This window comes from Pseudomonas sp. JAI115 (assembly GCF_014200835.1).
GTDB classification, from domain to species: Bacteria; Pseudomonadota; Gammaproteobacteria; order Pseudomonadales; family Pseudomonadaceae; genus Aquipseudomonas; species Aquipseudomonas putida_A.
In genome coordinates, this window is sequence record NZ_JACHCY010000001.1 from 441,215 (window position 1) to 461,916 (window position 20,702).

Genomic DNA, 20,702 nt, shown 5'->3' on the forward strand with positions numbered 1-20,702 from the left:
GAGGCCAGATTAATCAACACAAAATTCAGACACAAAAAAGCCCCGGCATCTCACGACACCGGGGCTTCTTCATTCAACCACTACTCAGGCCAGTTCAAGCTCGGCATTCGCAGCAGTCGCAGGCACTACCGCCTGACCGCTCAACGCGAGGTCAAGCAGTTCACGGTTGGCTACTGCATACATGGCGTAGTCAGTGCCGCTCGCAGCACGGATTTCCACCAGCATGGCGCGCCAGCGCTCGATCATGCTTTCGTGCTGTGCCATCCACAGCGCCAGGCGTGCTTCCACGTCCTGAGTGCCGTCGCCCTGTTGCAGGACAGAGATGGTGATCGCACGTTGCTGCCAGTCCACATCGTCACGGAACGCTTCACGGGCCAGGGCCTGCCAGTTGTTTTCAACCGGCAGCGCGCTGATCTGTTGCAGGTACCAGGTGATGTCCAGCGCACTGCCCACGGCGAAGTAGGCCTTGGCCACTTCTGCCGGATCCTGGCCAGTGACGTCGGACGCTTCGATGATCGGCAGCAGGGTGTACAGGTGCGAGGTACCCGCCACCATACGCGCCAGCAACTCCGGTACACCGGCCGCGACGTAAGCCTGATAACGCGCCTGCCAGTTTTCACGGATTTCGCCGCTCAGCAGTTCGTCGAGCTTCAGACCCAGCTCCTTCAGGTGCGGACCGAAGTGCGCGACATCACGGGCAGCGTTCTGCTCGTTGCGACGGGCACGCAGGAACCAGCGTGTAGCACGGCGGCCCAGACGCATCAGCTCGTCCATCAGCTCCAGTTGCACGTCAGCGGAGACCTGATAGTCCAGCGCTTCAATCTGACGGAACCAGTGCGGGAGGTGGAAGATGTCACGCACGATCACGTAGGCGCCAGCCACGTTCGCCGGGCTCATGCCGGTCGACTCTTTGAGTCGCTGAACGAAGGTGATGCCCATGTGGTTGACCAGGTCGTTGGCGATCTGGGTGCTGACGATCTCGCGCTTCAGACGATGACGACGCATGGCTTCGGAGAACTTGCTGACCAGGGTCGGCGGGAACGCCGTTTCCATGTCGCGGGTCAAGTAGTCGTCGTCCGGCACCAGCGAGTTCAGCAGCTGTTCCTTGAGGTCGATCTTGCTGTACGAGATCAGCACGGACAGCTCGGGACGGGTCAGGCCATGGCCTGCCGCAACGCGCTCGTTGATCTGCTCTTCGGTCGGCAGGAACTCGATGGCACGGTCCAGCTTGCCACGGCCTTCCAGATCGCTCATCAGACGCTTGTACTCGGCAATGCGCTCGTAGGCACGACGCGCCGCCAGGGACAGGGCCTGGGTCTGCTTGTAGTTGTTGCCCAGCACCAGACCACCGACTTCGTCGGTCATGCTCGCCAGCAACTGGTTACGTTGCTTGTCGGTCATGTCGCCGGCCTGAACCACTTCGTTCAGCAGGATCTTGATGTTCACTTCGTGGTCGGAGCAGTCCACGCCACCGGCGTTGTCGATGAAGTCGGTGTTGGAACCGCCGCCATTGAGACCGAACTCCACACGACCCAGTTGGGTCATGCCGAGGTTACCGCCCTCGCCCACGACTTTGCAGCGCAGCTCGTTGCCGTTCACCCGCAGTGCGTCGTTGGCCTTGTCGCCCACGTCGGCATGGCTTTCGGTGCTGGCCTTGACGTAAGTGCCGATACCGCCGTTCCACAGCAGATCCACCGGCGCCTTGAGCAACGCGTTCAGCAGTTCGGTCGGGGTCAGCTTGTCGGCCTTGATGTCGAAGCGTTCTTTCATCTGCGGCGAGATGGCGATGCTCTTCGCGCTGCGCGAGAAGATGCCGCCGCCTTCGGACATGATGCTGGTGTCGTAGTCGGTCCACGCCGAACGCGGCAGGTCGAACATGCGCTGACGCTCGACGAAGCTGGTCGCCGGGTTCGGGTTCGGATCGATGAAGATGTGCATGTGGTTGAACGCAGCGACCAGTTGCAGCTTGTCGGACATCAACAGGCCGTTACCGAATACGTCACCGGCCATGTCACCGACGCCGACCACGGTGATGCTGTCTTCCTGAACATTGATGCCGCGCTCGCGGAAGTGGCGCTGTACGCCGACCCACGCGCCCTTGGCGGTGATGCCCATTTTCTTGTGGTCGTAACCGGCGGAACCACCGGAGGCGAACGCGTCACCCAGCCAGAAGCCGTAGTCGATGGCGATGCCGTTGGCGATGTCGGAGAAGGTCGCAGTGCCCTTGTCCGCTGCCACCACCAGGTACGGGTCATCGTCGTCATGACGCACGACGTTGGCCGGCGGCACCAGCGCGCCGTCTTTCAGGTTGTCGGTGATGTCCAGCAGACCTGAAATGAAGATGCGGTAGCAGGCGATGCCCTCGGCCGCGATCTCGTCACGGCTGCCGCCCAGTGGCAGACGACGCGGCAGGAAGCCGCCCTTCGCACCCACCGGCACGATGACCGAGTTCTTCACTTGCTGGGCTTTTACCAGGCCAAGCACTTCGGTACGGAAGTCTTCTTCACGGTCGGACCAGCGCAGACCACCGCGCGCCACGTTGCCGAAGCGCAGGTGCACGCCTTCGACACGTGGCGAGTAAACGAAGATTTCGAACTTCGGTACCGGCTTCGGCAGCTCAGGGATCGCGTGCGGGTTGAACTTGAAGCTGAAGTACGACTTGTTCTGGCCGTTGGCGTCAGTCTGATAGAAGTTGGTGCGCAGGGTGGCTTTGATCAGGTCCAGGTAACGACGCAGGATGCGGTCTTCGTTGAGCACCTGAACGTCGTCCAGTGCGGTCAGAATCGCCTGTTCCAGACGCTGTTGCTTGTCTTCCAGATCGTCGCTGCCCAGCTTGCGCGCCAGGTAGAAACGGGTCTTGAACAACCGGGTCAGCTCGCGAGCGATGTCGGTGTGGTTGTTCAGGGTGCTGGCGATGTAACCCAGGTCGAAGCCCAGACGGATCTGCTTCAGGTAACGGGCGTAGGCACGCAGCAGCGCCACGTCGCGCCATGGCAGACCGGCGGTCAGCACCAGACGGTTGAACGCATCGTTCTCGGCATCGCCACGGACGATGTGGACGAACGCGTCCTGCAGGGTGTCGTTGAGTTGCTGGATGTCGAGGTCCAGGCCTTCAGCGGCAGTGAACGCGAAGTCGTGAATCCAGAACTCGCGGCCATTGGTGTGACGCAGACGGTACGGGAACTCACCCAGCACGCGCAGGCCAAGGTTTTCCAGAATCGGCAACACGTCGGACAGCGCCAGCGGGGTGTCGGCGTGGTACAGCTTGCAATGCAGCTCGCGCTGACCAGACACCTGGCCCAGCGGCTGATAGAAGCTCATCACCAGCGGATTTTTTTCGTTCAGGCTCAGCAGGTGCTGCATGTCGACCACGGCCGAATGCGCCGCGAAACGCTCGCGGTAGCCGGCCGGGAAGCCTTTCGGGAAGTCCGCCAGCACGTTGGTGCCGTGGGCTTCGCCGAAGCTTTCGACGGTCAGTGCGGCGTAGTCGTCCTGCCAGCTGCGGCAGGCCTGTACCACTTCTTTTTCCAGCAGCAGCGGGTCGATGTCGATGCGGTTCTTCGGATCAACACGCAGGATCAACTGCACGCGGGCCAGCACGGACTCGGAGAAGAAGGTCCAGAACTCGCAGTCGGTGGCCTTCAGGCGCTCCATCAGCACCTGCTGGATCTTCTGGCGCACTTCGGTGGAATAGATGTCGCGCGGCACGTAGGCCAGGCAGTAGCAGAAGCGACCGTACGGGTCTTTGCGCAGGAACACGCGGATCTTGTTACGTTCCTGGATCTGCACGATCGACATCACGGTGCTGAACAGTTCGTCGACCGGGGTCTGGAACAGGTCGTCACGCGGCAATACTTCGAGGACCTGCGCCAGTTCCTTGCCCAGGTGAGCCTTGGACTGGAAGCCGGAACGGCGTTCGATTTCTTCGACCTTGCGGCGGATGAACGGGATGACCCGCACGCTCTCGCCATACACCGAGGAGGTGTACAGGCCCATGAAGCGGTGTTCCTTGATGACTTTACCGTCGGCGTCGATTTCACGGATCGACACGTAATCCGGGTAGGCCGGACGGTGTACGCGGCTCGGGTGCGCAGCCTTGGCGAACGACAGCAGGGTCGGTTCGCGCAGGTAGTTCACTGCGTAGTCTTCGATGTGCCGGTCTTCGTTGGTCAGACCGGTGCGCAGCAGTTTGGTCAGACCGAGGAAGGAATTCTGGTCGTATTCGATATGGCCGCCATCGGCCTGATCGACAACGGTGAACTCTTCGTAGCCGAGGAAGGTGAAGTGGTTGCCCACCAGCCATTCCAGGAAGCTCTTGATTTCGGTCTTTTCGTCGGCATCGACGGCGAATGCGCTGTGATCGAGCTTGGTGAGGATCTCCTGCACCTTGGCCTTCATCGGCTCGAAATCAGCGACCGCGACGCGCACTTCACCGAGCACCTGCTCCAGCTCTTTGCTCAGCACATTCAGTTCGGCCGCGTTGGCGCAGCGGTCGATTTCCAGGTACATCAGCGACTCGTGCAGCACGCCTTCGCCGGTGCTGCCCTTGGGCAGGATTTCCAGCAGCTCGCCCTTGCTGCCACGACGCACGCTGAGCACGGTGGTCTGCAGGGTGTGGATGCTGTAGCCGCGGCGGTTCAGCTCGGTGCGGACCGAGTCGACCAGAAACGGCAGGTCGTGGTGCAGCACTTCGACCGCGGTGTGGGTCGACTGCCAGCCATGACGCTCGTAATCGGGGTTGTAGACGCGCACTTGCGGTTGCGCGTGATCGAAGCGCTCAAGCAGGCGCCACGCGGAAAGAGTACAGCCAGCGAGGTCGGAGAGGCGACGTTGAGTCAGCTCGTCCAGGGAAATGATGCCGAAGAATTGTTCAGCGAACAGCGCCACTTGTGGCAGTGCCTGTTCACTGATGTGCTGCGCCAGTGCCGCTTGCAGTTGGTGCTGGAAGTCGGCTTTGCTGGCTGCGGTGAAGAACGCCATCTGTGGTACTCCGCTTAAGCTTGTTATTGATGGAAAGCGTCGCGTGCAACACCCCTTGCGGGGCTTGTGTCGCCCTGTTCCTGATTCTCGGGCAGAGGAAACAGGGGGACAGGTGGGTGAAGCTGGACGAGACACTCAGGTCACATTCACCTTCCATTGAATGGGCATCTGCAAAAACGACTGTCGAGGCCGCCGACAATGTCTTTACGGGTGCTCATCCGTTGCGCAGCTTAATGGGTGCGACAATGTGTCTGCTTGCGGTGCTGCGACATATTCGGTCATTGGCACGTAAACGCGGCCCCGCGCAACGGTAAACATTAGCAGCCAAAGAGAATTCTCGCGCTTCAGGTGGCCGTTCAACAGGCAAGCGCACCTGAAATGACCGATTACCTGAAATTCGTTCCTGCCACACCTTCCCTCCTTGGAAAATCACCCAGCCAAAGCTTACACAGCCTTCGATTGTTCGCACCAAAAAACCAATAAAAACAACAAGTAGAAACACACTAAAGAATCCTTACAAACTGACAAGAAATGTCTCACATAATTTGAAGACCGAATTCCTACAGCACGATTTGAACGCAAAAATCTGCAGTGCTATCTATATAAGCGCACCCCATAAAAAACCAGACATCATTTGTCAACCTGACCCACGGAACGGGTCTCCATCAAAGAAAGGAATCATCACATGCGACAACTTGAACTTCCGACAACAATAATCTACGGCGATGGCTCCTGGGAAATCATCAATTTGAACCCTGGCACCATTCGCGGAGATATTCTCAAGAACTATCCGCTGGGCAACCCGATGCATGGGCTCACACTGGCGATAGAAAGTGACTATCTGGAAAAAAAGCACAATTTAGAGCAAGGCTTGCAAATAGAGTTGAACATTATAGACAGCAGGCACCCACCGCTGACCCGCCCTACTCCCGATACATGGCTAAACAAAGCCACCAACATTGTCAATGAATTGCTTTTTCAAAAAAACACCGAGCTGCAGCAAAAATTAAGGGATATTAAAACTTCGCAACAATATGCGAAGTTACAAGCCACTTACGACGCCATGCTTCTGAACGAACAAATCGCAAATCTTCAAGACCGCCAGACCAGACTGTATGCCGAAATAGCTCGGCGACAGGCCGAGGCCCTCGCCCAACAGCAGGCCGCCGAAGCTGCGCGACAAGCTGAAGAGGCGCAAAGACAAGAGCAGGCGCGTCAGGCTGCTCTGCGACTGGAGGAAGAAAAACAACGGATCGCTGCTGAAGCGGAGGCCAAACGTATTGATGACTACAAACGCGCGGTGGCTTACGTCGCCGACGCGAACAAATTCATCCTCGAGAAATACGGCGCCAACCTGCATCAAGTGGTGATGGATCTTCAAAAGGATGTATCAGGGAAAAAGATCAGGAGCTACAACGAAGCGCTGCGAACGTTCGAGCAGGTGCGAACCAACCCGAATGCAAAGCTCAGCCCGCAGGATACCCGTGCGGTTGTCGACGCACTGAACGCACTGGACAAGGCGTCCTACATGGACAGTGTCAATCGGCTCGCCAAAGGATTTGGCGTAACCGGAAAAATCGTGCAGGCGCATTCTGTTGTGGAAAAGGCAATCATCGGTTTTCAGGATGGAAACTGGAAACCCCTGTTACTCGAATTCGAAAGCATTGCCGCAGGAGCCGGAGCAGGGATGCTGGTCGCTCTCGTAGCACCACCAGTGCTAGCTGCTTTTTCGTTTCCACCCGCAATTGCTGTAGTCGCTACCGGTCTCCTCGTGGCTGGCGTTGCCGCTTTACTCGATGCCAAAACCGTAGAAAAGATAAATGACACAGTATTCACGCTAGTTGAAACGACGCCAGCGCATTAATACTCTGCCTGCCGGTTCAATTAATTGAGCCGGCCACCAAACAAGGATTACACGGTGCAAAACACTCCTGAGCCATCCATATCAACCGCATGTTTTATATCCATGCTGGCGCCGATCCTCCTCATCAACCTGATAGTTCCAATCATTAACGAGCACCATCCTATGCTGCTCGATTCTGCTCTACAAAACTATCTGATCGAAAACATCGGCTTCTGGTCATCCAAACTCCCTCTAAGCTCCAGGATAACCACGAATTACATTGCGGTATTTGCGCCAATATTCAGCTTAATATTCCTGTACCGATGCTTAAAAATATCCGACCAGATATTTGAAAGAGCAAACAAACTTTCACTCATAAAATATTCCTTATCGCTCATTGCCCTGCTTTTATTTTGCTCTATCTTCACCTATGAAGCTTATTTAAACTCCACCGACCTCATGAGCCGCGACTCAAAACTGAGGATCATGGGTCAGAATTTTCTATTCTATTCAACGTACTCTTCAGGAGTTTTTCTTTTCGTATTCTTACTCCCCCCGATTCTCTTTCAGCTCCTGTTTTACGTTCCTTACCGCACAATCATGCACTTTAGAAAACAGCCCTCAGAACTCAAAAAAGATTCAAGGCAACATCCTCAGGAACCACCTCGAAGAAAAAAAGGAAAGCAGCCACATTGAGCTTATGCCTTCCCTTTTTCCTGGGCCGCTTAGCCCCCATCAACATCAGTCAGGCAGCTCCTCGAAAGCCCTGAATTTACTCACGGTGGCACAGTCGTAACACATGGTTTTCAGAATCAATTTATCCATGCTGGCGTCGATATTGCTGGAGTCACACTCTCGGCAAAACAGCCTCAAATGACCGAGCAGGTCACTGTCAAAAGCTGCACGGGAGAAGAACTGCGGTACCAGCTCATCGCGCCAATACATTCCCGGCGACTTGGAAAACCCGGCACCGCTGTCCTTGAGCACTACGTCATACAACAACCGATGTAACGCCGATTGCGGTACCCGCGAATCACGGTGTGCGTTTTTGCGCCAGTTCCGAGTCAGGGCATCCTGAGCGGTCCCGAGCATGTTGCGCGGGATGGTGTTGGACGCGTGATTGCGACCTTTGGAGTTGCCGGTGGCGTAGAAGTGCGCAGCGTTTTTTACTGCCAGGCGGGCGAAGTAGTAGAGCTGGCTTACGGAAAAATCCTGCAGGAGTTGCCCCACAACCGTTTCGGCACGCGCCTCGGCCGTGAACGAAAAACTGACTTCGTTGGCCAGCACACGGATGTATTGAAGCGATTCTTCTCGGGCCAGATCGAAAATCAGCCCGTAGAGTTCGCTCTTCCAGGCGACCTGAATCTCGCCGGATAACTCCTGATATAGCGTCAGGTACAGGCTTTCCCGATTACAGCGCGCAACTCCGCCGAGTGCCACATTAGGCTGCCAGCGCACTGCAGAATAGTCACTGATACTGCAACCCTCAGTGCGATCGAAGGCCCTGATATCAGAGCTCGTCGCGACCGTTAACACGCCAGCCTCGTGCAGACTCTTCAATCTTTCCTCGCTGGCCTCGACGCTCGGTGCCAGATGTTCGCTTCGGGATGTCGCGCTCAACGGCGCGATCCATTCGGGATGGTTGGCATTGCCATCGTCAAGCAAGGCCAGCAACGTCAGCTTCTGCACAAACCCAAGGGTCGAATACGGCACCGCGGGACTCGGTACACCGAAGCGCGATTCAAGTTCGCGTCGATCACGCTCGGCCTGCGCCGCCAATTGTTGCTGATGAACCTGGCAACATGCCTGGCAAGTACACGCCATGCGTCGGCCATGGCGGGCGGATGCTGAGTATCGGTGCTCGCACCGTATGCATTTGTAAGGATGACGCTGCGAGACCGGAGTGCCCCGGGCGTGCCGACGTACCCACATCGGCACATCGCAATAAGGGCACTTCAGATCCTGACTGACAATCGGCGGCAAAACCTTGAGCAAGCTGCGGACAGTGGCAGGGATCTGATACTCGACCAGAAGCGCAGCGCTTTTTTCCCCGTCCAGATATCGCTGATAAATCTGCTCAATCTGATCGTCGGACAGGTGTGCAATTTCCTCAGCGCGTTCGAAATACGGATGCATTGAAAGAGGTCCCTTTTTTCGGTTTGAGATGACGCACTCCTTTGCGTTCGAACCGCAAAATAATGACAATCGTGGCGATAAAACAAGCGAAAAAGCAGAAAATGGCTGCCAAGTTCAAACAAGTAATTTTCCCTGCGGCGTCCTCGGAAATTTCAACCCTCAACCCAGAATTCATCTGTCGGAATTTTCCTTGTTCATTGATTCCGCCAGGTTTCACGCACCCTCTTGTTGCAGTCGTCAATAAAGCAACCCACGCAAGAGAGCAGCGCAAATGCGCCAAGGCTGGCAAAATCGCGCTTTCGATTGCACTTAGCGCCCGTCGGCCAGGAATTCCCCCATGCAAATGACCACCGCCCTACTGATCGTCAACCCGTGCGACGACGAAGAAGACAACATGGCCATGCTCTGCTGCCATAGCGACAAGGGCGACATGTTTCTGATGAGCCGCTATCCGGACGAGGACGAGCTGGAGATCACCCTGGATGGCGAGCCTTCGACGCTCGACGGCGTGAAAGTCACCCTGTCCAAGACCCTGCTGAAGATCGAGATCGCGGCGGCGGATGCCGATGCGTTGAATGGGGATGATGTGCTGGAGATCACCTTCAATCCGGATATGGTGGATCTGCCTGAAGTTGAAGAAACCCTGAAGAACATCCTTGATGGCACCGGGACCTATATCAGCCAGATTTGATGCTGGTTGGACTGGCCTCATCGCTGGCAAGCCAGCTCCCACAGTGGCCGATGTGTTGCACAAATCGCATTCGCACCTCTAATACCTGTGGGAGCTGGCTTGCCGGCGATGAGGCGAAATTTGATGTCGTCTGGACTGCCCCCTTCGCGAGCAGGCTCGCTCCCACATTGACGGGTGTACGCCGTTCAAATGTGGGAGCGAGCCTGCTCGCGAAGAGGCCCGAAAGAACACTGCACCTTTCTCGGGCTACAAAATCCCAACAAATCCCCCAGTCATTTCCCGCACTTTGCGCAAAATGCCGTTAGTCGCCGCCCCCCTCGATGGATTAAAGTAACGCCCCCAGCCCCGGCGTTATCCGAACGCCTGCGGCCACCCTTTCCAGGAACAGTCACCGATGGAACATCGTGAAGCGCTGCTGGCGCTGCGAACCTTTCTTTCAACGCAGATTCTCGGCCAGGAAAAACTCATCGAGCGTTTGCTCATCGCCCTGCTCGCCGACGGCCATATGCTGGTCGAGGGCGCTCCGGGTCTGGCCAAGACCAAAGCGATCAAAGAACTCGCCGAGGGCATCGAAGCCCAGTTCCATCGCATCCAGTTCACTCCCGACCTGCTGCCGGCCGACATCACCGGCACCGAGATCTATCGCCCGGAAACCGGCAGTTTCGTGTTCCAGCAAGGGCCAATCTTCCACAACCTGGTGCTGGCGGACGAAATCAACCGCGCCCCGGCCAAGGTGCAATCGGCGCTGCTCGAAGCCATGGCCGAGCGTCAGGTCAGTGTCGGGCGCAGCACTTACGAGCTGTCGCCGCTGTTTCTGGTGATGGCGACGCAGAACCCGATCGAGCAGGAAGGCACCTACCCGTTGCCCGAAGCGCAGCTCGACCGCTTCCTGATGCACGTGAAGATCGGCTTCCCGGATGCCGCCGTCGAACGCCGGATCCTGCAGCAGGCCCGTGGCGAAGCGCTGAATGGCGAAACCAAACCGGAACGCCGAGTCAGCCAGCAGGCGATTTTCGCCGCGCGCAAGGAAATCCTCGGTCTGTACATGGCCGACGCCGTGGAGGAATACCTGGTGCAACTGGTCATGGCCACGCGCACCCCGGCCAAGTTCGACCCGGAAATGGCCGAGTGGATCGCCTATGGCGCCAGCCCACGTGGCTCGATCGCCCTTGACCGCTGCGCCCGGGCCCACGCCTGGCTGGCCGGGCGCGACTTCGTCAGCCCGGAAGACATTCAGGCGGTGCTGTTCGACGTGTTGCGTCACCGCATCATTCTGTCGTTTGAAGCCGAAGCCGCCGGCATCGATCAGGATCGGGTGGTCCAGCGGATTCTCGACGTCGTAGCCGTCGCTTGACCCCCATGAACGCCCCCCTGCCGTCCGAACCGGGCATCCGCATCAGCCTCACCGATCTGATCGAGATGCGCCACCGTGTGCGCGAAGTGCAGCTGTTTTCCACGCCGAGCCAGCGCAGTCCGCTGATCGGTCTGCATCACTCGAAATTCCGTGGTCGCGGGGTCGACTTCGATCAGGTGCGGGTCTATCAGGCCGGCGACGACGTGCGCACCATCGACTGGCGCGTAACGGCGCGCACGCAAGAGCCGCACACCAAGCTGTTCCATGAAGAACGCGAACGACCAATTTTCATCATGGTCGAGCAAAGCACGCGGCTGTTTTTCGGCTCCGGGCTGATGTTCAAGTCGGTGCTCGCGGCGCAAGCGGCGGCGTTGATCGGCTGGGCCGCGCTGGGGCACAACGACCGGGTCGGCGGACTGGTGTTCGGCGACAACGAGCATTACGAAATCAAACCGCGCCGCAGCAAGCAGAGCCTGCTGCAATTGCTCAACCGCCTGGTGAAAGTCAATCAGTCGCTGCACAGCGAACGCGAGCCGGACCGCGACGCCCTCGGCGTGGCGCTGCGCCGGGCGCGTGAGGTGTTGCGCCCGGGCAGCCTGGTGATCGTGATCTGCGACGAGCGCGCGTTGTCCGACAGCGCCGAGCAGCAACTGAGCCTGCTGTCGCGGCACTGCGACCTGTTGCTGCTGCCGCTGTCCGATCCGCTGGACCACGCCCTGCCCGCCGCCGGGTTGCTGAGATTCGCGGAAAGAGGCGCACAACTGGAACTCGACACCCTCAACTTCGAGCTGCGCCAGACCTATCGCGCTCAGGCCGAAGCACGCATCGCCCGCTGGGAATTGCTCGCGCAAAAACTGCGGGTGTTGTTGATGCCGTTGAGCACGCAAAGCGAAATGGTCGAGCAGATGCGCGAGTTCCTCAATCCTCAGCGCCCGGGGAGCAGTCGATGAACGGCCTCGAACAACTGCAACCGCTGATTTCGCCACCACCGATCGACTTCTGGCCGCCAGCGCCGGGCTGGTGGCTGCTGCTGTTATTACTGCCGTTGCTGGGCTTCGCCGTGTGGCGTTTGCGCCGCTTCATTCCGACCAGGAAACGCCCGATCGTGCGCGCCGAACAACCGCTCGACCCCGTACGCATCGCCGCACTGGCCGAACTGGCGCAGATGCCCAAACCCTACGACGGCGCACCGGCCGGGGCCTGGCTGCAGCAGCTCAACGGTCTGCTCAAACGCCTGTGCCGCAACCACTACCCCTACAGCCAGAGCCACACGCTCAATGGCCGCAAATGGCTGGCGTTTCTCGACAACCGCTGCCCGGCCGCCGGCCTGACGCGCTGGATGGTGCTGGTCGAAGGCGCCTATAAACCCGAATGCAAGCTTGACGACAAAGCCATCGCCGGCCTGACCCAAGCCGTCGACACCTGGATTCGCAAGCATGTTTGAGTTCGCCTGGCCGTGGATCTTCGTGCTACTGCCGCTGCCGTGGCTGATGCGTCTGGTGCTGCCGGTGGCCGACAGCGGCGAGCCGGCGCTGCGCGTGAGTTTCCTCTCCGACCTCGAAGGTCTGGCACGGCGCCGGGCCCGCGCCAACCTGCCGGCGTGGCGCCAGCAAGCACCGTTCCTGCTGCTGTGGCTGTTGCTGCTGAGCGCCGCCGCCCGCCCGCAATGGCTCGGCGAACCGTTGCCGATTGCCGCCAGCGGCCGCGATCTGCTGGTGGCGGTGGACGTGTCCGGCTCGATGGACTTTCCCGACATGCAGTGGCAGGACGAAGACGTCAGTCGCTTGTCGCTGGTCCAGCATCTGCTCGGCGATTTCCTTGAAAGCCGTGATGGCGACCGCGTCGGTCTGATCCTGTTCGGCAGTCAGGCCTATCTGCAGGCACCGCTGACGTTTGACCGGCATACCGTGCGCGTCTGGCTCGATGAAGCGCGCATCGGCATCGCCGGCAAGAACACCGCCATCGGCGATGCGATAGGTCTGGCGCTGAAGCGCCTGCGCATGCGTCCGGCACAAAGCCGGGTGTTGATTCTGGTCACCGACGGCGCCAACAACGGCGGCGAAATCGATCCGTTGACCGCGGCGAAACTGGCCGCCAGCGAAGGGGTGAAAATCTACCCGATCGGCATCGGCGCCGACCCCGAAGACAGTGGCAGCACCGGCCTGCTCGGGGTCAATCCGAGCCTGGACCTCGACGAGCCGGCCCTCAAAGCGATCGCCAACGCCACCGGCGGCCAATACTTCCGCGCCCGCGACGGCAAAGAGCTGCAAGCGATCCGCGACACCCTCGATCAACTCGAACCGGTGACCCAGCAACCAACCCAGGCACGCCCGGCGCAAGCCTTGTATCAGTGGCCACTGGCATTGGCCCTGCTGCTTAGCCTGTTGCTGGTCGCCCGCGAATTGTGGCCGGACAACCCGCTGCAACGCCTGTTTACCAAGGAGCTGTATCTGCAAAGTCCGCTGCCTGACTGGCGCGAGCGTCTCAAGCGCCTGCGTCTGCGGAGGCGCCGATGATCGCGCTCTGGCCGCACTGGTTCCGCCCTTGGTGGCTGCTGCTCCTGCCGCTGCTGGGCTGGCTGATCTGGCAACTCTGGCACCGGCAGAAACGCGCCGGACGCTGGCAAATGATTCTGCCGCCGGCGTTCCACGCGACGCTGCTCAGCGGTGGCAATGGCCGCGCCAGCAAGCTGCCGTGGGTCGCCCTTGGCGTGGCGTGGCTGCTGACCATCGTCGCCCTGCTCGGGCCGAGCTGGGAACGCGTCGAACAGACCAGCCAGAAACCTGCCGACCCGCTGGTCGTCGTTCTGGAGCTGACCCCGGAAATGCTCGCCACTGACTCGCCGCCAACGCGACTGGAACAGGCCCGGCGCAAGCTGTTCGACCTGTTGCAGGTACGCAGCGACGCGCAGACCGCGATCGTCGTCTACGCCGGCAGCGCGCACACGCTGGTGCCGCTGTCGGATGACCTGGCGACCAGCCACAATCTGCTCGACGCCCTCAAGCCCTCGTTGATGCCGGAAAGCGGCCATCGCGCTGATCTCGGCGTGAGCAAAGCATTGGCCTTGCTCAAGCAGGGTGCGCTCGGTCAGGGACGGATTCTGCTGATCGGCTCCTCGCTCACAGATGAAGAACGCCAAGGCATCCGCCGCGCCCTCGGCGAGCAATCGGCGCAACTGCTGATGCTCGGCATCGGCACCGCTGAAGGCGCGCCGATCGCTCAGGAGGACGGCAGTTTCCTCAAGGACGAACAGGGCGCGATTCGCGTGCCGCAACTCGACAGCCCGGGCCTTGGCGCATTCCTCGCCAGTGTCGGCGGCGAGTACCACAGCGCGCGACTGGACGAATCCGATTTGCGCGCCCTCGGCCTGCTCGATGGCCCGCGCAGCCTGCGCGACGATGGCCAGACCGTGCGCCTCGACACCTGGGCCGATCAGGGTTACTGGCTGTTGTTGCCGCTATTGCTGCTGGCTGCCTGCGCCGGACGGCGTGGCTGGTTGTTTTGTCTGCCCTTGCTGTTGTGCCTGCCGCAGCCAAGCTACGCTTTTGACTTCGAAGACCTGTGGCTGCGCCCCGACCAACAGGGCCTGCACCTGCTCAAGCAGAAACGCCCGGCCGAGGCTGCCGAACACTTCGAAGATCATCAGTGGCAAGGGGTAGCGTTGTACGAGGCCGGCGATTACAGTGGCGCCGCTCAGCGTTTCGCCGAAGGCAGCGATGCCCGTGCCCACTACAATCGTGGCAACGCGCTGGCAAAAAGTGGTGAGCTGGAAGCGGCGATCGATGCCTATGAACAGGCGCTGGAACTGCAACCGGATTTGCGCCCGGCGCTGACCAACAAGGCCCTGGTGGAAAATCTGCTCAAGCAGAAGAACACCCCGCCACCGGCCGAACCACAGCCACAACCGGCGCAGCCGAATGTGCCCGGCGATGAACCACCGCCAGCGACCACGCCGCCACCCGCGGTGAAAAGTGACACCCCGAGCGAGGCGCAGCCCGGCGAGTCGGCCAGCGAACCGCCACCGACCACCCCGCCGCAACCGGGCCCCAACGAAGTGCCGGGCAGCGATGAAGCGGAAGAAACCGACACCGTGCCAACGCTGCGTCCGAGCGAAGACAACCTCGAAGGCGAGCAGCGTCAAGCACTGGAACAATGGCTGGGCAAGATTCCCGACGACCCGGGCGAACTGCTGCGACGCAAATTCTGGTACGAACAGCAACAACATCAGGATCAGGAAAAAACTCGATGACCCGTTTCACCGCTCTCTTGCTGCCCCTGCTGCTCTGCACGGCCACCGCCCAGGCGGCCGAGCTGACGGCCAGCGTGGATCGCAGTCGCCTGAACTCCGGCGAGACGGTCGAACTCACCCTCGAAACGGGTGATGTCACGCAGTTCGGCAAACCCGACCTGACGCCGCTGGAACCGTTGTTCGAGGTGCGCGGCACACGTCAGGTCAACCAGTTGAACACCCTCAATGGCGACAACCGCGCCACCACGCGCTGGATCATCACCCTGCTGCCGAAAGAGAACGGCAGCGTGGTCATTCCGCCGCTGCAACTGGGTGAGGTGCAGAGCCAGCCGATCACCGTGCAAGTAATCGAGAGCGACAGCCGCGAAGAGAAAAACAACCTGGACCCGGTGTTCATCGAGGCCAGTCTCGACCAGTCCAGCGTGTACGTGCAGGCCCAGGCGATCCTGACCCTGCGCATCTACCATTCGGTGTCGCTGTACGACGACAGCAGCCTGACCCCGCTGCAGATCGCCGACGCGCGTATCGAGCAACTGGGCGACACCCGCACTTACGAGAAAGACATCAACGGCGTGCGCCATGGCGTGATCGAGATGCGCTATGCGATCTACCCGCAGCACAGTGGCTTGCTGACCATCGCCCCTCAGACTTTCAGCGCCACACTGGTCGACACCCAACCCGCTCAGGACGCGACCGCGCAAGGCCCGAAACCGGGCAAGCTGCTGCACGTCAGCTCCTCAGAGATTCCGCTGACGGTCAAACCGAAACCCCTGACCTACCCGGCCGATGCGCCGTGGCTGCCCGCGCGCAGCCTGAGCCTGAGCGAAAGCTGGAACCCGGAGCCGGATCACCTTCAGGTCGGCGATTCCCTGACCCGCAGCCTGACTTTAAAAGCCGAAGGCCTGGCCAGTTCGCAGTTGCCGGCCCTGCCCGGTACCGAAGCCAATGGCCTGCGCCGCTACCCGGATCAACCGGTGCTGAGCAACCAGAGCGGCGAGCGCGGCCTGATCGGCAGCCGTGAAGAACGCGAAGCGCTGGTGCCCAGCCGCAGCGGCCCGATCGAGTTGCCGACCGTCGACGTGATCTGGTGGAACACCTTCGAAGATCATCTGGAACACACCAGCCTGCCGGCGCGCACCCTGCAAGTAGCGAACAACCCGAGCCTGCTGGTCGACACCCCGGCCGGCACTCTGCAAGTGAGCGCCATCGATAACGATGTGTTGTGGTGGTGGAAACTCAGCACCCTGATCCTCGCCTGTACCACCCTGCTCGGCTTCGGCCTGTGGTGGCGTGCGCGCTGGCAACCGGCGGTGCACCGCGCCGCCCAAACCGGGCCGAGCCCGCGCACCTTGCTGGACGACATCAAGCGGGCGTGCCAGGCGAATGATCCGCAAGCGACGCGGCAGGCACTGGACGCATGGGCGCGGCAGCAGCCGGAAACTTTGGCAGACATGGCGGCGCGCTTCGTACCGCTTTCCGACGCCCTCGACGGCCTCAACGGCGCGCTGTACAGCGAGACCGGGCAGCATTGGCAGGGTGAGGATTTGTGGCGGGCGATTCGTACCATTCCGGCGGCGGAGCGGGTGCAGGATCCGGTGGGTGACAGTGGGTTGCCGCCGCTTTATCCGAAGTAAAAAGCAAAAGATCGCAGCCTGCGGCAGCTCCTATATTTAGTCCGTGTAGGCGCTGCCGCAGGCTGCGATCTTTCAGGCGTTGACGGTGTTATGAGGTTTGTTCACTTTCCGCCGCTTCAAGCAGTCGTGTCTCACGCATTCCCAAACCACGGGACAGCGCTGTAGCTTCGTAGAAGATTTTGCCGTTGAGCTGGTCGGCGACGGCATCGCTGTTACCGCCGGCCGGGCCACGGCCCCAGGTCACGACCTCGCCGCTGGAGGTCAGTGCGGCGAAGGCATGGGTGTTGCCATAAATGGCGCGGACGTTGATCAGTCGGGCCGCAATGGCATCCGGGATTTCACCACCTCGATCAGCAGTCCCCCAGGCTACAACGGTGCCGTTGGCGCGCAATGCGGCAAAAGCAGCGTACCCGCAGACCACCTGTACGATGTCAGTCAGTAATGCGACCGGTGTTGGGATTGCCTGACGTCCCCATCCCACAACACGCCCGCTGCTGAGCAGTGCGACGAATGATCCATTGTTACCCGTTACCGTGCGGATGTCTGTCAATAAGGCGATCGGCTCAGGAACGCTTGCGCCAGCTGAAGGGTACCCCCAAGCAACAACGCTTCCATTGCTGCGTCGTGCGGCAAGGGCTGCTTCGGCCCCACTCAGTTCCACAATGTCTGTAAGCAGTTTGATCTTGCCAGGCACGGATCCCCCGTAACCGTAGTCTCCCCATGCAACTACAGCACCATTGGCACGCAGGGCTGCAAAGGCGTAGCCGGTAGCGACTACATCAACAACGTCAATCAACGCCGCGATGGCCGCAGGCACATTACCTCCATGGGTTTGGTGCCCCCAAGCCACCACCGAACCATTAGCCCGAAGCGCAGCAAAGGCGTAGAGGTTGCCAATCACTCTGACGACATCCCTCAGTGCAGCTACCGGCTCTGGAAGTGCTGCACCCCAAGTAGGGCTTCCCCACGCCACCAGACTCCCATCACGACGTAGCGCGACAAACGCATAACCGTTGCCGCTTACCGCTACGATATCCCGCAAAGGACTGATGGGTTCCGACACCTCTCCTCCGTTTCCACTCAGCCCCCAAGCCACTACCCCACCAGTGGCCTGTCGTGCCGCAAAGGCATAGCCGCAGGCACTCAACGATATGGCATCGGATATGTCCGGTAACGAATCCCCCAGATCCCCACCACGGGCAGGCTTACCCCATGCCACCAGGGCTCCACGCTCAGTCCGTGCCGCAAAGGCCGCGTTGTTTGCTCCCTCGCCGGATATAAAATTCCCGTTCCCGCACAGGTTCTGCGGATTGATCGTCACCTGATCATCACTGATCCGCACATGCAGCAGTCGATCCGGCCGAGTATCACGGAACGTCGTACCACTGACCTCGCCCTCCTCGCCGTTATAACGCCACCAGGCCCTGACCGGCTGCCGGGTGGTTGCATCCAGCGCGGTCAACCACGCAGTCCCGCCGCCATACAGCTGGTAATTACCCCGCGAGCGCGCGCCCATCACCAGCAAGCGTCCCGTTCCCAACGAAACACGCACGTCATAAACCGCCACGCGCGAATACTGGCGACCACCGGGCTGGCGCACCACGGTGCAATCCAGCGAGATCTCCCGCCCGACGTTGGCCAACACCACCGACTGCGGCACGCTGACCAGTTTGTCGCGCCCCGCTTCTCCGCTTTCCACGCGAAACGGCACGATGGCCGTGCCGCCGCCGGCACCGCCGATCCAGCGGATCTCGCCGCTGTCGCCCACCCTCAAGCCATACGCCGCAGCAAGACGCACGGTTGCACCTACCGCTGGCACCGCGCTCGCATCGATCTGGTCGCCGCGCGCGTCGTCAATTGAGGGCGGATCGAAATCCAGCAGGGCATTGCCGACCCGCAAGGTCAGTGGAAAGGAGTAACCCAGGGTTTTGCCGTCACGCACGATGAAATAGTCGATGACAATCCGCCGATTGAGGTTGTTGGTCACAAACTGTTTAGGCACCGTGAACGGCACTTCCCTACCCGCAGTTTGCGCTGTAAGACGCAGTGAGCCACTGGTGCTGCCATTACTGCCTGTACCGCGCCAGCGATAATTCACCAGGTCTTCGGGCTGTGTCTGCAGATACGGCACAATCAATTTACAGCCCAGCGGCGGGACGGCTTCCGGATCGATCAACGACGTGCCAGGCACCGCCTCCTCCACGCGCGGCGTCACGAACAGCGGTTGCACTTCGCCCACCTGCATCTCGAACCGCAACGACTCGCGCACGTTGAGTGTCGCCTCATCATCATTGGCAACGGTGTAAAACACCGAGACCTGCAAGCCGTCGAAACGCTGGATCTCCGCGTTCGAGACATTGCGCAACACCGGCTCGTCATCCGGCACATCGCCAACCGGGCGCGGGTCTTCGTAATAGACGATGCCGCCGCCGGGACGCGTGGCCTCCCAGATCAGCGTCAACAGGTCACTGGCGGCGCGTCCCGCAAACCATGGAATGCGCACGGTGGCCCAATGCTCGTTCGGGTCCAGCGTACCGGCGGGGGCTTCATCCACCGTAGGAGCCGGCAGACGGATGGCCTCCCCCTCTACCGAGATACCGACACTCTTCGACGGCCGATCAGCCTCGCCTGTTCGCTTGAGTACGTAAGAGACACTGGCCCGGCCTTTGGCGATGGCCCACACCTTGTCGTTCGGGACAGTGAACGTCAGCGCAACGCCGACTCGCGTCACCGGCAACTCCAGCGGGCCATGATTGATCGGCGCGCCCTCGGCGTTAGTGCCTTGCCAGGTCAATGCGACAATGTCCTGCAACTTGAAGACGCTAGCGGGGGTATTGACCAGAACGTTCACATCGTCATCTTGCAACTCGTCGAGATCGATGACATTGCTGACAGGATCGGCCTCCAGCACGACAGGCGCATCCAGACGACTTCCTTTCAGATCCACCAAGATGCGGGTTTCCGCCGACCACGGTGACCGTGGATCCGGATAATTGCCACACTCATCGATCACCTGGTACACCACGATCACCCCGGCGCTGTCGCCCGCCTCCTCGATCAGTGCTTGATCGATGGTCACGACCAGCGGGCTGTAGTCAGGGTCGTCAGGGTCGCCAATATGTTTTTGCTCGACAAGGACGTTTTTCTCTACGCTGCCCCACGCCACCTTTACACGGTCGTTGATACGCATGAAGGGGTACGGCAGGATCGTGATCGGCACACCCGCCGCGGCCTCCCCGGGGCCGACGCCGTTGTCGATGATGCTTTGGAGAATGTGGTAGCGCAGGTTCTGGTTGCCGGGCGTTGACTGGTCGTCATCGAAGCCGCCGGGGCGATCCAGTTTGACGAAGAACCTTTGCAGCGGTGTTGACTCAGGTTCCTGAAACGGCCGGGTCACTCGATAAAAAACCGGATAGGCCTCCCCTCTGCGGATATGCCCCTCATCGATAACCCCTTTGATGAGTTCGTTTTCATCTTCCGGCTCGATGTCTTTACTCCAGACCGGCGCCTGCAGGTCGCCCCAGAACACCTCAAGCAGATCACCCGCCTCCATGACCAGCCAGGGAGGAACCAGAAATTCGACGCCTCCCTCCACGGCGGCCACCGGCAAACCACCGTCATAGCCCTGCACGGGAGTCTTGAGTTTGGTGATCCTTATGGGCTTGAGCGCGCTCACGCCTGGATCAGAAGACGTAGAGGCTGATGGTGATTGCGTTTTCATACAAGCAATTCCTCAAGTGACAGAAAGCCCCGGCCTGACGCCTTGGCGACTGCGGTATCCCATCACCCGAAGCTGCCGGCCAGCTACTGTCAGA

13 protein-coding genes are annotated in these 20,702 nt (G+C 60.2%); 10 read left to right on the plus strand and 3 right to left on the minus strand.

What is annotated here, in order from left to right; genetic code table 11:
• Window positions 1-84: 84 nt before the first annotated feature.
• Complete coding sequence (locus HDC30_RS01895) at window positions 85-4,980, minus strand: NAD-glutamate dehydrogenase (protein ID WP_183780340.1); 4,896 nt, start codon at window positions 4,978-4,980, stop codon at window positions 85-87.
• A 685-nt stretch (window positions 4,981-5,665) separates the two neighbouring features.
• On the opposite strand from HDC30_RS01895, the gene HDC30_RS01900 reads away from it, so the two are divergent.
• Window positions 5,666-6,844 (plus strand): colicin-like pore-forming protein, encoded by a 1,179-nt coding sequence (locus HDC30_RS01900; RefSeq protein ID WP_183780343.1) that lies wholly within the window; start codon window positions 5,666-5,668, stop codon window positions 6,842-6,844.
• Window positions 6,845-6,898: 54 nt separating this feature from the next.
• Window positions 6,899-7,519: a hypothetical protein gene (locus HDC30_RS01905; protein ID WP_146038513.1), complete on the plus strand. Its 621-nt coding sequence runs from the start codon at window positions 6,899-6,901 to the stop codon at window positions 7,517-7,519.
• Window positions 7,520-7,564: 45 nt separating this feature from the next.
• Here HDC30_RS01905 and HDC30_RS01910 read toward each other — a convergent pair whose 3' ends face one another.
• Window positions 7,565-8,959, minus strand: coding sequence for a hypothetical protein (locus HDC30_RS01910; protein ID WP_183780346.1), 1,395 nt, complete (start codon window positions 8,957-8,959; stop codon window positions 7,565-7,567).
• A gap of 41 nt (window positions 8,960-9,000) precedes the next feature.
• Here HDC30_RS01910 and HDC30_RS01915 point away from each other — a divergent pair, with 41 nt between their 5' ends.
• From HDC30_RS01915 to HDC30_RS01950, 8 genes are all read left to right on the plus strand, one after another.
• Window positions 9,001-9,306, plus strand: a complete 306-nt coding sequence (locus HDC30_RS01915) for a hypothetical protein (protein WP_183780349.1) — start codon at window positions 9,001-9,003, stop codon at window positions 9,304-9,306.
• A complete protein-coding gene (locus tag HDC30_RS01920) occupies window positions 9,297-9,650 on the plus strand; it encodes a hypothetical protein (protein WP_095136368.1) in 354 nt (117 codons plus the stop codon). The genes HDC30_RS01915 and HDC30_RS01920 overlap by 10 nt, the downstream gene beginning before the upstream one ends.
• Window positions 9,651-10,044: 394 nt before the next feature.
• Window positions 10,045-11,004, plus strand: a complete 960-nt coding sequence (locus HDC30_RS01925; protein WP_003218556.1) for a MoxR family ATPase — start codon at window positions 10,045-10,047, stop codon at window positions 11,002-11,004.
• 5 nt (window positions 11,005-11,009) lie between these two features.
• The gene (locus HDC30_RS01930) at window positions 11,010-11,954 is read left to right on the plus strand and encodes a DUF58 domain-containing protein (RefSeq protein WP_027613096.1); all 945 of its coding nucleotides are present in this window, start codon (window positions 11,010-11,012) and stop codon (window positions 11,952-11,954) included.
• Window positions 11,951-12,448 carry a DUF4381 domain-containing protein gene (locus HDC30_RS01935; RefSeq protein WP_007968588.1) on the plus strand — a complete coding sequence of 166 codons (498 nt, stop codon included), beginning with the start codon at window positions 11,951-11,953 and terminating at the stop codon, window positions 12,446-12,448. Before HDC30_RS01930 ends, HDC30_RS01935 begins: the two co-directional genes overlap by 4 nt.
• Complete coding sequence (locus tag HDC30_RS01940) at window positions 12,441-13,520, plus strand: VWA domain-containing protein (protein WP_150368734.1); 1,080 nt, start codon at window positions 12,441-12,443, stop codon at window positions 13,518-13,520. The genes HDC30_RS01935 and HDC30_RS01940 overlap by 8 nt, the downstream gene beginning before the upstream one ends.
• Window positions 13,517-15,253: a tetratricopeptide repeat protein gene (locus HDC30_RS01945; RefSeq protein WP_183780352.1), complete on the plus strand. Its 1,737-nt coding sequence runs from the start codon at window positions 13,517-13,519 to the stop codon at window positions 15,251-15,253. The genes HDC30_RS01940 and HDC30_RS01945 overlap by 4 nt, the downstream gene beginning before the upstream one ends.
• Entirely contained in the window at window positions 15,250-16,887 is a 1,638-nt protein-coding gene (locus HDC30_RS01950) for a BatD family protein (RefSeq protein WP_183780355.1), read from the plus strand. Before HDC30_RS01945 ends, HDC30_RS01950 begins: the two co-directional genes overlap by 4 nt.
• An 88-nt stretch (window positions 16,888-16,975) precedes the next feature.
• On the opposite strand, the gene HDC30_RS01955 is transcribed toward HDC30_RS01950, so the two are convergent.
• Window positions 16,976-20,608, minus strand: a complete 3,633-nt coding sequence (locus tag HDC30_RS01955; RefSeq protein ID WP_183780357.1) for a hypothetical protein — start codon at window positions 20,606-20,608, stop codon at window positions 16,976-16,978.
• Window positions 20,609-20,702: the final 94 nt, after the last annotated feature.

Excerpts from the sequence above, each read along its gene's own strand:
- HDC30_RS01895 (WP_183780340.1), bottom strand. The coding sequence starts at position 4,980 with ATGGCGTTCTTCACCGCAGCCAGCAAAGCCGACTTCCAGCACCAACTG.
- HDC30_RS01900 (WP_183780343.1), top strand. The coding sequence starts at position 5,666 with ATGCGACAACTTGAACTTCCGACAACAATAATCTACGGCGATGGCTCC.
- HDC30_RS01910 (WP_183780346.1), bottom strand. The coding sequence starts at position 8,959 with ATGCATCCGTATTTCGAACGCGCTGAGGAAATTGCACACCTGTCCGAC.
- HDC30_RS01920 (WP_095136368.1), top strand. The coding sequence starts at position 9,297 with ATGCAAATGACCACCGCCCTACTGATCGTCAACCCGTGCGACGACGAA.
- HDC30_RS01925 (WP_003218556.1), top strand. The coding sequence starts at position 10,045 with ATGGAACATCGTGAAGCGCTGCTGGCGCTGCGAACCTTTCTTTCAACG.
- HDC30_RS01930 (WP_027613096.1), top strand. The coding sequence starts at position 11,010 with ATGAACGCCCCCCTGCCGTCCGAACCGGGCATCCGCATCAGCCTCACC.
- HDC30_RS01935 (WP_007968588.1), top strand. The coding sequence starts at position 11,951 with ATGAACGGCCTCGAACAACTGCAACCGCTGATTTCGCCACCACCGATC.
- HDC30_RS01940 (WP_150368734.1), top strand. The coding sequence starts at position 12,441 with ATGTTTGAGTTCGCCTGGCCGTGGATCTTCGTGCTACTGCCGCTGCCG.
- HDC30_RS01945 (WP_183780352.1), top strand. The coding sequence starts at position 13,517 with ATGATCGCGCTCTGGCCGCACTGGTTCCGCCCTTGGTGGCTGCTGCTC.
- HDC30_RS01950 (WP_183780355.1), top strand. The coding sequence starts at position 15,250 with ATGACCCGTTTCACCGCTCTCTTGCTGCCCCTGCTGCTCTGCACGGCC.
- HDC30_RS01955 (WP_183780357.1), bottom strand. The coding sequence starts at position 20,608 with ATGAAAACGCAATCACCATCAGCCTCTACGTCTTCTGATCCAGGCGTG.